We start from the raw sequence: 13826 nt of genomic DNA, 5'->3' as shown, positions 1-13826 counted from the left end.
TTTCACACCATTAATTAAAAAGTAGGGGCGATCCGAGATCGCCAGTAAACGTGGGTGGTTATGCCATACGTAACTGGCGATCACGGATCGCCCCTACAATTTTTTTATACGGTCACTCTTATTTTATTATTTCAGTGCGCAAGTTAGCAATCGAATCACCGCTGCTTTATCGGGAGCATGAAAGAGCTCATTGCGAATCACCGTGGCATGGGGAAGACCTTTGGTATAGGCCGCCAGATGTTTACGCATTTCCCGGAGTCCAGCCTCCTCGTTTTTTAGCAGCCCCAACAAATCAATGTGTTTAATGGCGACCTGGACCCGTTCTTCAGGCGTCGGTTTGGCGAGCACTTCGCCGGTATCTAAATAATGCTTAATTTCCCGAAAAACAAAGGGGTTACCAATGGCTGCCCGACCAACCATCAGCCCATCGACCCCGGTTAATTCAATGGCCTTTTGGGCCGCTTCACCACTGTTGATATCGCCGTTTAAGATGATCGGAATCCCGGCATTTTTTTTGACCTCAGCAATAATCTCCCAATTGGCCAAACCGGAGTAATAGGCTTCCCGGGTGCGGCCATGGATCGTTAGGGCCGCCGCCCCAGCAGCTTCCACCCCCTCGGCGATTGCCCGGATATTGATGCTCTGATCATCCCAGCCAATACGGGTTTTGACAATCAGCGGCTTCTGGGAGGCCTCTGCCAATGCACTAACTACCGCAAAAAACAACTCCGGTGTTTTTAACAGGGCTGAGCCTTCGCCATTTTTGGTAATCTTGGGGGCCGGGCAACCGGCGTTAAAATCCAAAAAGGCATAATCGGTGGCATTAATATAATCCCTGACGACCTGTGCCAGAATATCCGGATCGGAGCCAAACAGTTGGATTCCCGCCGGTGCTTCCTGCTCACAGGTCAGCATTAAATCAGCCGTCTTGTGATCCTTATAGTATAGACCCTTGCCGCTGATCATTTCTGAAAATACCACTCCAGCCCCAAACTCTTTGGCCATCAGCCGAAACGGCAGGTTGGTGTAGCCAGCCATTGGCCCCAAAAAAAGAGGGGTTTCAATTGAAACATCCCCAATTTTCAGAACGCTATTTTTTTGTTCACATGCAGATTTTGTTTTCATCGTTAATCCTGTTTACCGGAAATTCTTATCATGGATAATCTTTAGCCCTTTAAGGGACAATTGCGGATCATAAACATTGATGGATTTTGTTTCCTGGTAAAACAGACGGCCATACCCGCCGGTTGCCACCACCTTCATATCCTTAACGCCAGTCTCTTTTTTAATCTGTTCAATGATATACTCCACCTGACCAATATAACCATAAACCAAACCCGCCTGCATACTGGTTACCGTATCACGGGCCAATATTGATGAAGGTTTTTTAATTTCGATATTGGGTAACTTGGCGGCATTTTTCCACAAGGCATCAATGGAAATCTGAATCCCCGGGGTGGTTACTGCTGCTGCAAAAGCCCCTTCCCTGGTGACATAATCAAAGGTAGTGGCCGTTCCAAAGTCGGTGACGATTAATGGTCCGCCATAAATGCTGTAGGCAGCTACCGCATCGACAATCCGGTCAGCACCAACTTCGGATGGATCCGAGGTATTAATGGGCATTCCGGTTTTGATACCCGGCCCCACCACCATCGGTTCGACGCCGATATATTTTTTTATGCCATTGGTCAGTGAGTACATAATGTTTGGCACTACTGACGCAATAATGACACTGCTGATTTTGTCCACCGATATTTCTGAATTTCTGAAGAAGGATTTGATCAGCACTCCGTACTCATCCGAGGTTCGCGGTGTTTTGGTGACAAAGCGCCAGGAATAGGGGATTTCATCGCCGATCAGAACTGCCAGTTCCGTATTTGTATTTCCGACATCAATACCTAAAATCATGTTTCCTCCTAAAGATTGGTTTCCAGTTTTTTTGCAACCTTCTCGTTGAAGCGAGCTTTATCGACAATAAAACGCTGATGAATCGCTTCGCCAATTTTTTCGACGTTATCCCATGCATCGATATCAAAATTCAAGGCCCGTTTTTCGATCGATACCAGCGTCGCCTTAATTCGAATTTCCATTCCCACCGGCGAGGCTGACAGATGTTTTAATTCGATCAAGGTACCCACGGTGGTACTGTTATCGGGTTGAGTCGTTTCCACCCCTTCAAAGGCCGTATTCTCCATCCAGGCCACAAGTCGGGGCGTGGCCAGCACCGCTTCGCCGCCGCTGCCTAAGGCCAAGGCCGTATCTTCTTTATTTACAAAAAATTTCTTTTCAAAACTGGTTCCAACTTTCAGTTCTTCCATTTCATCCTCCATGTCTTTTTGTCAAATTCAACTGATTACATAGTTGTATTTTAACATCTTATCTTAAAAAAAGCCGTTATATTAACGGCTTTTTTACGTGTTAATTATTCAATTTCAGCTTCTATCTCAACTTCTACCATTTTTTCTGATTCCGGCTGTTCTTCAAACAGCGCTTTGAATTCTTCACCAGTGACGGTTTTATCTCTCAGCAGGCGAGTGGCAATCTCTTCGAGCTTTTCCTGATGTGTTTCCAGAATCGAGCAGGCCCGTTCAAAAGCGTTTTCCACAATCGTACGGATTTCCTTATCAATGACCGCCGCAACTTCCTCGCTGTAATTGCGGGAACGTCCCAGATCCCGACCCAGAAAGACTTCACCGCTGTCAGAATGTCCAAAAGTCATTGGCCCCAGATGCTCACTCATTCCCCATTCTGTTACCATGCTTCTGGCAATCTTGGTCGCTCGTTCAATATCATTGCTGGCACCAGTACAAATATCATCCAGAGCGATTTTTTCAGCCGCCCGTCCACCCAGCAGACCGCAGATATTTTCCAGCAACTTACTTTTACTCATATGCTGTCGATCATCATCCGGCAGTGACAACGTGTAACCAGCTGCCATACCCCGGGGAATAATCGAAATCTCATGAACCGAGTCACAATTGGGTAAAAGATGCATGACAATCGCATGTCCGGCTTCATGATAAGCCGTGATATGTAAATCATCCTCGTTGATCACTTTGCTTTTCTTTTCAGGACCGGCAATCACCCGTTTGATGGCTTCTTCCAACTCGACCATAGTAATCAATTTACCACTATGTCTGGCCGTCAGAAGGGCAGCTTCATTCATCAGGTTTTCCAGATCTGCCCCGGTGAAGCCCGGTGTCCCTTTGGCAATGGTAGCCAGATCGACCTCAGGTGCCAGGGGTTTATCTTTTTTATGGACATTGAGAATTTCTTCCCGACCTTTTACATCCGGTACACCAACCGTTACCTGGCGGTCAAAACGCCCTGGTCTCAGTAAGGCTGGGTCAAGAATATCCGGACGGTTTGTAGCGGCAATAATGATAATGCCTTCGTTGATACCAAAACCATCCATTTCAACCAGTAACTGATTCAGGGTTTGCTCCCGTTCGTCATGTCCGCCACCCAGACCAGCGCCACGATGTCGACCAACCGCATCAATTTCATCAATAAAAATGATACAGGGGGCGTTTTTCTTGGCATTTTCAAAAAGATCCCGAACTCGGGACGCTCCGACCCCAACAAACATCTCGACAAAATCCGAACCACTGATGGTGAAAAACGGCACTGCCGCTTCACCGGCCACCGCTCTGGCCAGAAGGGTTTTCCCAGTACCCGGAGGTCCAACTAATAAAATCCCTTTGGGAATCCGGGCGCCCAATTTCCGGTAGCGATCCGGAGCTTTCAAGAAATCAACAACTTCTTCCAACTCTTCTTTTTCCTCGTCGGCACCAGCAACGTTTTTAAAGGTCACCTTGGTTTCCCCTTCAACGTGAAGTTTTGCCCGACTTTTTCCAAAGGACATTACCTTCCCGCCGCCACCGCCAGCCTGTTGGCTAAAGACAAGAAAAAACACCACCATTAAAACAATCAACACCACTGATGGAATTAAGGAAATCCACCAGGAATCCTGCTGCTTGGTAATGGTTACTTTCACATCGTTTTCTAAAATATACGGTGTTACCTGTTCATCTATTACATATTGCGGTACCACTGCCTCAAATTCTTCGCCACTTCGTAGAACGCCGGTGACATTTGAGTTGTTTATTTCCAGTTCTGCTACCTGATTATTCTCCAATTGGGTCAGCAGCTCACTATAAACAATCGTTTTAACCTCTTCTTTCATGGGGTTTAAAAAGGTTACCGCGACAATAATGATCAATAGAATTACTAAATAAAACCCAATCATCTTAAGGTATTTATTCAAAAAACATCACTCCTCTCATGTTCAAATTCTTCTTTTTTCCGCTATGCTTATTCATATACTTCTCGTTTTAAAATCCCGATAAAGGGAAGATTCCGGTATTTTTGAGCATAATCCAATCCGTATCCAACTACAAATTCGTTGGGTATTTCAAAGCCGATATAATCAGCAATAACCCGCTGTTCCCGACGCTCCGGCTTATCCAGTAGCGAACAGACCTTCACATCCGCTGCCCCCAGACTTTCAAAGCGATTTAATAAATATTTCAGGGTATTGCCAGTATCAACGATATCTTCAATCAGCAAAATACTCCGGCCTTTGACATCCATCGATAGATCCGCTTCCAGTTGAACAATTCCAGAGCTCCGGGCTTCGGCGCCATAGCTGGAGGCTTTTAAGAAATCAATCTCCAATGGAATCGGAATTTTTCTAATCAAATCGGCCATAAAAACCGATGATCCTTTCAAAATGCCAATCAAGATGGGATACTTTCCCCGGTAATCTGCGGTAATCTTTTCTCCAAGTTCTGCGACACGCTTTTCCAATGCCTTTTCATCAACCAAAATTTCCTGAATATCGGCTATCACATTTTTCTCCTAACATAAGGTATGTTACCCTAATTATTTTTTTTGTATCATCATTGGCCAAAAATCGTTGATTGATGGCATAGCCCAAAATCCATAAGACCTCGTTGTCCACCACCAGTAGCGGAATTTCATTTCTGCGATTGCGATCGATTTTCTTGTCAATAAAATATTTTTTTATGGATTTTTTTCCCAGTAGACCGGGAGGATAAAAATAGTCTCCTGATTGACGACTACGCAAAACCAATATGCCTTTTATTTTATCATAATCAAAATATTTTTCACAATGATTTTCCACTTCTTTCGAAAAAAAACACCTTTTATCCTTAAATTCAGCCGGAGTAACCCGTTTCGTCTCGACGATCAGATGCTCTTTAGCAAAGAGGTAGGTTTTGTTTTCCAGAATCCGTTTGGGTGTTAAAATAACCTCAGCCTGCGTTTCTTTTTCAGATACCATAACCCGTTCATAACGGCGGCTAATTTGAATGTCATGCGGGAGGTGGATTTCCCAGATTGTTTTGTCGCTCTTTAGTAAACTATAAAATGCAGTGATATGATTGTACTCAATTTCCTTTAAACTACCCTTAAATTTAAAAATGGCCCGCCGTAAAATTTCTTTCTGAACCACCGGTTCCTCGCCCAACCACACGTCACGATCAATAACTACCTGGTTTATTTCAGAAGCCAGAATCCGATCTTCAATCAGATCCACATATTTCTCAAAAAACGCTTCATATTCATAGGCAATTTTTGTAAATTCATTAAAATGGACTTCCGCCCGGGGATTGATTTCTAAAACCATCGGCATAATATCCAACCGGATTTTATTGCGGGTATAGTCTCGCTGAAAATTGGTGGCATCGGTTCGAAAAGCCAGCTCATTGAGTTTGCAATACGCCAGAATTTCTTTTTTCTCAAGACATAAAAAAGGCCGGATATATAAATTGTCGCGACTGGATTTAATCCCGGATACCCCCTTGACCCCGGTACCCCGAATCAGTCGCATCAGCATCGTTTCCGCCTGATCATTGATATGATGGCCCATCGCGATCCGATTATAACCATGGGCTTCTGCGATGACACTAAAAAAGTCGTAACGTTCTTTCCGTCCCGCTTCTTCTACTGATATTTTCTCGATTCGTGATATTTGCCGGATATTTCGTTGTCGTGAAAAGAAGGGGATCTTTCGTTCCCGACAAAATTCTTTTACAAACTCCTCGTCGGCATCAGCGGCAACTCCCCGAAGACCATGGTGAAGATGAGCCACACCGAGGGTTATTTCAAATTGGTTGGCATATTTGTCCAAAAAATACAATAAAGCCAGCGAATCTGCTCCACCGGATACGCCGATGAGAACATGATCGCCAGCCTCTAAAATTCCCTGTTCTTCAATGTATTGAATTACTTTTTTCTCCATGGTTTCACCACTTCAATAAAATTCTCGATTCTAATTTTTTAACAAAAATAGATAAAAAAAATGGTGGTCGCAACAGGGCTCGAACCTGTGACCCCCTGCTTGTAAGGCAGGTGCTCTCCCAGCTGAGCTATGCGACCACGAAATAATCTGGAAACTATTCGGTTGTGATGATACAAATTAATTGGTGACCCCTAGGGGACTCGAACCCCTGTTACCGCCGTGAAAGGGCGGTGTCTTAACCGCTTGACCAAGGGGCCACTGATTTATTTTTTTTATGGTAGCGGCGAACGGAGTCGAACCGCTGACACTACGGGTATGAACCGTATGCTCTAGCCAACTGAGCTACGCCGCCATGAAAAAAAGGATTTGTATATTTGGTTGCGGGAGCAGGATTTGAACCTACGACCTCCGGGTTATGAGCCCGACGAGCTACCAAGCTGCTCCATCCCGCGATGTGAGTAATTGAGCAAGTTTATCAAGTGACCATTTTAAAAAGTGGTGCCGAGGACCGGAATCGAACCGGTACGGTCGAAAGGACCGCAGGATTTTAAGTCCTGTGCGTCTGCCAGTTCCGCCACCCCGGCACTTTTTCGTCCGTCCCCTTGCTCAAGGGACAAGTGTTATTATACGCCCATCCATAGATAATGTCAAGCTTTTTTGAAAAAAATATTTCTATTTATTTTCCATGACAAAATGGCGGTATGCTGCGCCTTCGAGGTTATCATAATCACAGACGGTAAAAACAGTTTCCCCAGTGATTTTAAAAATATTCAAAAGTAAAAAAGCCCCGGCTAAAATAATATCAGCCCGTTTGGCTTCCAGCCCCACCATATTTTGTCGCTCCTTGATGGTTTTACTGGCTAAACTATCAATCATACGTTCCAGCTCATCTTTAGTAATGGTACTCTGATGAACCATTTCACTGCAATAGGTCTTCAGTTCCTGTTTGATCGTTGATAAACTGGTGGCCGTTCCACCAATACCAATGAGTTTGTAGGGTTTGGTCGGCAAAAATCCATGTGTCTTTTTTTCAAACTCGGCATAAATTTTCTCATTCATCCGCTCCAATTCCTGAAAGGTTGGTGGATCAGAAAAAATAAATTCTTCGGTACAGCGAACACAGCCCAGATTAATACTCATCATTCTTTTTATTTCATTATCTTCGCCATAAATAAATTCGGTACTACCGCCACCAATGTCAAAAATCAGAATTTTTTCTTCAAAGCACTGAGACACCCCAACAAAACCAAGCTCTGCTTCAGCTTCACCAGAAATCACCTCAATTTCGAATCCCAGTTTTTCTTTAACTGCCTCAAGATAGGCCGCTGTATTATCGGCGTCCCGCATGGCACTGGTACCAAACAAATAAAACGCTTCCACCCCATAATCGGCGGCGATATTTTTGTACTCTTCCAGGGCTTCCATATTTCTTTTTTCGGCATCGGGATGAAGCCGTCCGGTTTGATTGACTCCCTGGCCCATCCGGGTATAACGAACCGATTTGTTGACCCGCACCAGTTTTCCCTGGTCATTTCGAAAAATCAGCATTCGGGTGGAATTAGTTCCTATATCAATCACCGCCAGATGGCGTTTTTTTTCTTTTCGTTCAATCAAATCAAGTTCACTACCATCTAAATTACTGTTGCATTTATTGTTCAACTGTTTGCCCATCGCTTTCTGCAGCATCTTTCTGGGTTTCCACAATGACGATGGTTTCATCCGGATAATATAAACCTAGATATCGCCGTGCAAAATTCTCCACATAATTCTTGCTGCCCATCTGTTTAACCTGTTCATCTAATTGATTACTTCTTATTTTTTCATTTTCGATTTCTTGGCTAATTTGGATCTTTTGCTGATCCAACTCATAGATTTTTATGGCATTGGCCAGATAGATGTAGACGGTAAACAAAATTGTCCCGATAATTGCCAGGGCAATGATGATTCGACGTCTGATCAGGTTTCTCGTTTTTTCATTCATCTTCGCTTCTTCATTTCCGGCAGGCCTGCCCTACAATTCCCGATACATATCTCCTGCTTTATCTTTAGGAGCATGTTCCAGGCATAAAAGAACCTCCACCTTTTGTTCTCCGTCACCATAACGGATGGTAATAATATCTCCGGGTTTCACCTGGTCACCCGGTTTAGCCACCTTGTCGTTAATGGATATCCGCCCGCCGTCACAGGCGTCTTTTCCCACGGTTCGACGTTTAATAATTCTGGCGTTTTTTAAATATTTATCAATTCTCATGTAGTCCTCATTATTCTAAATCAAAAAGCTTAAAACTAAAACCACTGATAAAACAAAAAGCCAGAGCGTCGCCCCGGCTTCTGTAACTTTGCTTACTTATTTACTTCATCCTTAAAGCCTTTACCCGCTTTAAAGCCAGGGGCTTTAGAGGCTGCTATTTCGATGGGCTCTTTTGTTCGTGGGTTAAGACCTGTACGTGCTGCACGTTCTCTAACCTCAAAGGTTCCAAAACCTACTAATGACACCTTGTCTCCATTTTTCAAGGTATCTACCACTGTGTCCAAAAAAGCACCTAATGCTTTTTCTGAATCTTTTTTTGATAAACCCGACTTTTCTGCCATTTGGGCAATTAATTCTGATTTGTTCATTTTTTCCTCCATCTGATAGTTTCCAGTATTCTATTGTAATATTATAAGCGTGTTCACCAGCAAATTACAAGTTTTTTTTGCTTTTTTCGGCTTTTTCCACTATTAAAGCCCTTTTGACCGATTCCAGGCCTCATCTAATTCCTCAAAAGTATAGTCATTTAGTGATTTATTCTCTTGACTGGCAACTTCTTCCATTTTTCCAAAGCGCGCAATGAATTTTTCTGTCGCCTTTCTTAATACCAGTTCGGGCTGTAATTTGAGTAATCGGGATACATTAACCACTGAAAAAAGCAGATCTCCCAGTTCTTCAGCAACCTTTTGGGGATCATTTTCCGCCATTGCTGCTCTCAGTTCATGGGTTTCCTCATCGATTTTTTCCAGGGCAGCCGTTGGCTCCGGCCAATCGAAGCCGACTTTAGCCGCCTTCTTCTGAACCTTATAGGCCTCCATTAAAGCCGGCAGAGCTTTGGGAATTTTTTTCATTTCGGATGCCAGTCCGGGATTTTCCTGCGCAGCTATCGACTCGCCCTTTTCCAGACGTTTAATGGCATCCCAGTTGGTTTCGACCTGATCCGGATTAAAGCTGGCCTTGTCGATAAAAACATGGGGATGGCGCCGGATCATTTTTTCATTGATTCCAGAAATCACCTGGTTGATGTTAAAACGACCGGCCTCACTGGCAATTTCAGCATGGAAGACAATCTGAAACAAAACATCGCCCAACTCTTCAGCCAGATTATCCCAGTCCTGATTATCGATGGCTTCCAGTACCTCATAACTCTCTTCCAGCAGATAGCTTCTCAAGCTTTCATGCGTCTGGCTGCGATCCCATGAACAGCCTTCCTTTGCCCGCAGTGCTTTCATCAGCTCGACGGTGCCCTGAAATCCCTGATAGACATCAATTTCGGCAGGAATGAACAGGCTGGTCAAATGATTGATGTCATCGATGCGATCAAGTTCATAAAGGTAAACTTCCATTGATTTTTCAGCCCCGGGAATCCCGGAGTTAATCAACAAAACTACCCTTTTTTCCGGGTCATAGATTTCCATTAATTGGAGTTTCAACTCTGAAGCCATATGTCGATCGTACACCTGGGTCACTAAGGTGCCAATTCGAGGATCCGGAGGATTTTTGAATAAATCAAAGGCATCAATGATTTTTAGCCCATTGATCGGATCCGCTTCCAGACTGTTGAGCGTCACGTCGACAAAACTCACCCCGGGATAAATCCGATAACTAATGCCAGCAGCTTTGGCTGCAACGATCAATTTCTCAACGGTTTTTTCACCAAACAGCGGGTTTCCGGGAACTGCATAAACCAATTTTTCATTTGTCTTGGCAGTCTCAATCAGAGTCGCAACGATTTGATCATAAACCGCTTCAAACGAGTTTTCCTGCTCATAATAACAGTCAAAACTTTGGTAAGTGATGGCTTCCTGCCGAATAAAATCCATCACCGGATGGATCGTTGTTCTAAAAAAATTAGGACTTGCGTCTTTTAATAACGTTAATGTTTCCAGGGTGATCTGGCCGGGACTACCCGGGCCTAATCCAACAATATCAATATGATGCATGTGTTTGTTTCCTTTCTTGATCGGTTATTGATGTCTGATCCGCCTTTTTTTTACGACCGGGCACCAATCGCTCGAGCCAATGAAAAAAGCGAAGCAGGGTGCGACTTCCCGGCAATACACTGATTTCGTCTGCCGTTATACCTTTGATTAAAACCAGCACAAAGGAGTAAATAAAGACACCAATGGATACCGAAATGATAATCCCCATAAATCCACCCAGCAGGGCTGCAATTCCCTTGTAGACAAAAAACACGGCAATTCCCATCACGATGGCAGCAACCAATGGTTTTAAGGCAGTGTGGATAAAATCCACCTTGATATGGGTGTAACGCTTAACCGAAGCGTAGTTGGCCGCTGTCAGATAAATAAAGGTAATCATGCTGCTGATGACAATCCCCTGAATATTGAAAAAGGGAATCGACAAAAATATCCAGCCGGTGATAAAGCGGATAATAATGGCCACCCCCAGATTGATCAGCGGAATGCGAAACCGGTCGATGGATTGAAGGATGCTCTGAAAGGTATTGGAAAGCATCATAAAAATCGTTGCATAGGAAAAGGTGCATAAAATAAAGCCCCCATAAGGTGATCCCGGAAAAAGCAGATCAAAAATGCCGTAGGATAGCACCGACAAACCAATACAGGAGGGAAAAGCGACCAACAGAATGACCCGGATCGCCAACACAATTTTTTGATTCATGGCTTTGCGGTCCCGCATCGCAAAGGATTCCGAAATCGCCGGGATCATTGCTACTGCCAGATTACCGCTAATAATCAGCGGAATGGTAATCAATATTTCAGCATTGGTAAAATCACCAAACATCATTGTGGCGGTAACCTCATCAATACCAGCAACCGCCAAGCGGGATACGTAGATAAACGAATCAACCGTCGAAAACATCGCTACCAGGGCCGATGTCAAGGTCACCGGAATCGAGATGATCACCAGCCGTTTCAGCAGGGCCCGGTTGGAACGCTGCCGTTTTTTGGTTCTTGTTTTAAGCAGCCGTTTATTTTTTGTTGCAAAATTGTAGTACAGATACGCTAAAAAAATAGCCGCCACCAGACCACCGGCAGTCGCCCCAAAAACCGCTCCACCGACGCCAAGGCCAATGCCAAATTGACCCACAAAAACCCAACATAGCAAAACACCCAGAAAAACCCGGACAATCTGCTCAAGAATCTGGGAAACAGCGGTCGGAGTCATGATCTGGAATCCCTGAAAAAAGCCTCGAAAGGCCGATACAAAAGCGATAAACAAAGGCGCCAGAGCAATGGCCACTAAAGCCGGATAGCTTTCTGCCGTCCAGTTTGCCGTTTCGATAATCCATTCCGCTCCAAAAAATAAAAATAAACTCGATAACGTCCCCAAAACTGTCAGAATCAGGATCGACAGCTTAAATACCCGATGGGCGGTGGCATATTCATTTTGAGCAATGCTCTCAGACACCATTTTAGAGATGGCCACCGGAAAGCCCACCGTCGAAACCATCAACAGCAGGTTATAAATACTGGTGACATTTCCGTAAATCCCATTTCCATAGCTACCTACCATCTGGTACAGGGGAATCTTAAAAAAGAGGCCCAGCAGCCGCGATAAGATCCCTGCCGCAACCAGGATACTGGCACCCTTTAAGTAATTTGATGTTCGCTCAGACATAGATAAACCTCTTTTTTTACAGTGTTGCAAACACCCAATGGCGTTTTGCAGATTGTTTTTTATTATATCTTATCAACTATTCATACACAACCAAAAAGCACTGAAACTCAGTGCTTTTTGTGGGTTATGCTTAGATGATACTAGATTTTATTTTCATATACTTTGACATTTAATTCCGTTTTTAACTCTTCTAGATAAGCGTCAGCCGGAGTAACAATGTCGTTAATTTTTACTTTGAATTTGTTCATCAACTTGGTTTTAAGCTTATCAAATTCTTCCGTAACTTTTTCGCTTTTTAATGTTTCGGTTATTTCTTCTTTTTTATCTTCCAGACTCGGAGTTTCTCCATCTTTTTTATCATAGACATAAATGACATGGTAACCATAGTCGGTTTTAACTGGCTCGCTGACGGTATTTACATCCATACCAAAGGCGGCATCTGAGAACTCCGATACCATGGTTGACTTGGTAAACGCCCCCAGATCGGCAGCTTCCTGAATTCCCTCGGTGGTCTGGTATTTAGCCATAATCGCATCAAATTCTTCGACCGTTTTAGCATTTTTGGCTTCAGCGTAAACCTGATCCGCCAAGGCTTGCTCGCTGGCTAAAATATGTTTGGCGGAAACGGTGCTGGTATCGTAGGAAGCTTTGTTTTCATCGTAGTATTTTTTGATTTCGCCATCCGTCACTTTTACAGTACTTTCCAGATCTGCCTGTACTGCTTTAGAAACGGCTGATGCCGTGGCATCCTGTTTCATAAATTCTTTAAATTGAGCAATGGTCAAGAATTTTGTATCAAGAAACTGTTGCAGTGCTTCGTCCCCTGGCAACAGATAATTGATAAACGCTTCCTGGGTAGTCACATAGCTATCAATATTTGTCTGATCCGTTGTAAGTTTCTTTTCTTCGGCATACTGAGCCAGCGCTTTTTGTTCGGCAATGGTGTTAAAGATGGTTTCATTGGTTGTTTTCATGGTTTCATCATCAGTTTTAAGGGCCTGTTGCGTCTGATAATAGGTCAGTAATTCCTCGTTGGCCAACCGATAGTTATAAACATCTTTTTTTACTTCATCCTTACCAACGGTTCCAACAACTGTATTTAGCTCTTTACTGGGGTCCGCCTTTAAGGTGTTGTTATAATTGGTTTCCATGGTGTTGGCATAGCTGTAATCCAACAGGAATTTATTTAAAAATGCCTCGAAAGAAGCGGCATCCGTGTTATACGTTTCTAAAACAGCGGCATATTTTTCTTCGCCCAGGGTTGTTTTTAGTGATTCCAGCATACTGGTTGCATTGGCCGCGATCCCGGTTTCATCGACGGTCACCCCATCTTTTTTGGCTTTGGCGGTGAGGGTTTCAACCCGTACCAAATCGTCCAGGATATCTTTTTTCAACTGGGTCAGCTCTTTATCGGTGGGGAATGTCATACCACTGGCATCAAAATACATCTGGTAATATGCCATGTAGTTGTTAAAATTCTCTTTTAACAAGGGGGTACCATCAATAACGGCGATCTCCACCTTCTTATCCTGTTCAGGATTTACCTTAACCAAACTGCAACCTCCGGCAAAAAGACTGACACTGATAACACCAGTCAGCAACAAAGCCAGAATACGAGATTTCTTCATTTTTGTTGTTCTCCTCTTCTTTTATTAATATCATATAATTAAGACCTTGCCCAGTTTAACACACGACAACTGGACTTTA

Annotated in this window: 13 protein-coding genes and 5 tRNA genes; all 18 read right to left on the bottom strand. The window is 43.8% G+C overall.

The genetic code is table 11. The features are described from left to right. Nucleotides 1–126: 126 nt before the first annotated feature. On the bottom strand, nt 127–1125 hold the full coding sequence (gene dusB / locus BI182_RS02405) for a tRNA dihydrouridine synthase DusB (RefSeq protein WP_286805259.1): 999 nt from the start codon (nt 1123–1125) through the stop codon (nt 127–129). A 12-nt stretch (nt 1126–1137) separates the two neighbouring features. Continuing rightward, on the bottom strand, nt 1138–1908 hold the full coding sequence (locus tag BI182_RS02400; protein WP_286805257.1) for a type III pantothenate kinase: 771 nt from the start codon (nt 1906–1908) through the stop codon (nt 1138–1140). 8 nt (nt 1909–1916) lie between these two features. Next, nucleotides 1917–2318 carry a thioesterase family protein gene (locus BI182_RS02395; RefSeq protein WP_286805255.1) on the bottom strand — a complete coding sequence of 134 codons (402 nt, stop codon included), beginning with the start codon at nt 2316–2318 and terminating at the stop codon, nt 1917–1919. A 104-nt stretch (nt 2319–2422) separates the two neighbouring features. Continuing rightward, complete coding sequence (gene ftsH, locus BI182_RS02390) at nt 2423–4267, bottom strand: ATP-dependent zinc metalloprotease FtsH (protein WP_476756514.1); 1845 nt, start codon at nt 4265–4267, stop codon at nt 2423–2425. Between the two features lie 47 nt (nt 4268–4314). Beyond that, a complete protein-coding gene (gene hpt, locus BI182_RS02385) occupies nt 4315–4851 on the bottom strand; it encodes a hypoxanthine phosphoribosyltransferase (protein WP_148637901.1) in 537 nt (178 codons plus the stop codon). Then, a complete protein-coding gene (tilS, locus tag BI182_RS02380) occupies nt 4820–6265 on the bottom strand; it encodes a tRNA lysidine(34) synthetase TilS (protein WP_286805252.1) in 1446 nt (481 codons plus the stop codon). The genes hpt and tilS overlap by 32 nt, the downstream gene beginning before the upstream one ends. A gap of 61 nt (nt 6266–6326) precedes the next feature. Beyond that, nucleotides 6327–6402 (bottom strand) — tRNA-Val (locus BI182_RS02375). A 45-nt stretch (nt 6403–6447) separates the two neighbouring features. Beyond that, a tRNA-Glu gene (locus BI182_RS02370) sits at nt 6448–6522 on the bottom strand. An 18-nt stretch (nt 6523–6540) separates the two neighbouring features. Beyond that, nucleotides 6541–6617, bottom strand: a tRNA-Met gene (locus BI182_RS02365). A gap of 23 nt (nt 6618–6640) precedes the next feature. Beyond that, nucleotides 6641–6717 (bottom strand) — tRNA-Met (locus tag BI182_RS02360). Between the two features lie 44 nt (nt 6718–6761). Then, nucleotides 6762–6849: transfer RNA gene (locus BI182_RS02355), tRNA-Leu, on the bottom strand. Nucleotides 6850–6937: 88 nt separating this feature from the next. Continuing rightward, entirely contained in the window at nt 6938–7951 is a 1014-nt protein-coding gene (locus BI182_RS02350) for a Ppx/GppA phosphatase family protein (RefSeq protein WP_250934542.1), read from the bottom strand. Continuing rightward, nucleotides 7914–8246, bottom strand: a complete 333-nt coding sequence (locus BI182_RS02345; RefSeq protein ID WP_070369515.1) for an FtsB family cell division protein — start codon at nt 8244–8246, stop codon at nt 7914–7916. Before BI182_RS02345 ends, BI182_RS02350 begins: the two co-directional genes overlap by 38 nt. A 30-nt stretch (nt 8247–8276) precedes the next feature. Then, the gene (locus BI182_RS02340) at nt 8277–8516 is read right to left on the bottom strand and encodes an RNA-binding S4 domain-containing protein (protein ID WP_286805250.1); all 240 of its coding nucleotides are present in this window, start codon (nt 8514–8516) and stop codon (nt 8277–8279) included. Nucleotides 8517–8608: 92 nt separating this feature from the next. Beyond that, entirely contained in the window at nt 8609–8896 is a 288-nt protein-coding gene (hbs, locus tag BI182_RS02335; protein ID WP_014357319.1) for a non-specific DNA-binding protein Hbs, read from the bottom strand. Nucleotides 8897–8986: 90 nt separating this feature from the next. Further along, a complete protein-coding gene (gene yabN, locus BI182_RS02330; protein WP_286805245.1) occupies nt 8987–10459 on the bottom strand; it encodes a bifunctional methyltransferase/pyrophosphohydrolase YabN in 1473 nt (490 codons plus the stop codon). Next, nucleotides 10446–12119 carry a putative polysaccharide biosynthesis protein gene (locus tag BI182_RS02325; protein WP_286805243.1) on the bottom strand — a complete coding sequence of 558 codons (1674 nt, stop codon included), beginning with the start codon at nt 12117–12119 and terminating at the stop codon, nt 10446–10448. Before BI182_RS02325 ends, yabN begins: the two co-directional genes overlap by 14 nt. 140 nt (nt 12120–12259) lie before the next feature. Continuing rightward, nucleotides 12260–13747 carry a peptidyl-prolyl cis-trans isomerase gene (locus BI182_RS02320; RefSeq protein ID WP_148637904.1) on the bottom strand — a complete coding sequence of 496 codons (1488 nt, stop codon included), beginning with the start codon at nt 13745–13747 and terminating at the stop codon, nt 12260–12262. Nucleotides 13748–13826: the final 79 nt, after the last annotated feature.

It is taken from the genome of Acetobacterium sp. MES1 (assembly GCF_002237635.1).
Lineage (GTDB): Bacteria > Bacillota > Clostridia > Eubacteriales > Eubacteriaceae > Acetobacterium > Acetobacterium wieringae.
Note: the sequence above shows the minus strand (reverse complement) of the source record. Positions and strands in the feature narration are given on the sequence as shown.

Coding starts and splice junctions, on each gene's coding strand:
- BI182_RS02340 (WP_286805250.1), bottom strand. CDS start 8,516: ATGAGAATTGATAAATATTTAAAAAACGCCAGAATTATTAAACGTCGA.
- hbs (WP_014357319.1), bottom strand. CDS start 8,896: ATGGAGGAAAAAATGAACAAATCAGAATTAATTGCCCAAATGGCAGAA.
- BI182_RS02320 (WP_148637904.1), bottom strand. CDS start 13,747: ATGAAGAAATCTCGTATTCTGGCTTTGTTGCTGACTGGTGTTATCAGT.
- tilS (WP_286805252.1), bottom strand. CDS start 6,265: ATGGAGAAAAAAGTAATTCAATACATTGAAGAACAGGGAATTTTAGAG.
- BI182_RS02395 (WP_286805255.1), bottom strand. CDS start 2,318: ATGGAAGAACTGAAAGTTGGAACCAGTTTTGAAAAGAAATTTTTTGTA.
- BI182_RS02350 (WP_250934542.1), bottom strand. CDS start 7,951: ATGCTGCAGAAAGCGATGGGCAAACAGTTGAACAATAAATGCAACAGT.
- BI182_RS02325 (WP_286805243.1), bottom strand. CDS start 12,119: ATGTCTGAGCGAACATCAAATTACTTAAAGGGTGCCAGTATCCTGGTT.
- BI182_RS02400 (WP_286805257.1), bottom strand. CDS start 1,908: ATGATTTTAGGTATTGATGTCGGAAATACAAATACGGAACTGGCAGTT.
- dusB (WP_286805259.1), bottom strand. CDS start 1,125: ATGAAAACAAAATCTGCATGTGAACAAAAAAATAGCGTTCTGAAAATT.
- BI182_RS02345 (WP_070369515.1), bottom strand. CDS start 8,246: ATGAATGAAAAAACGAGAAACCTGATCAGACGTCGAATCATCATTGCC.
- yabN (WP_286805245.1), bottom strand. CDS start 10,459: ATGCATCATATTGATATTGTTGGATTAGGCCCGGGTAGTCCCGGCCAG.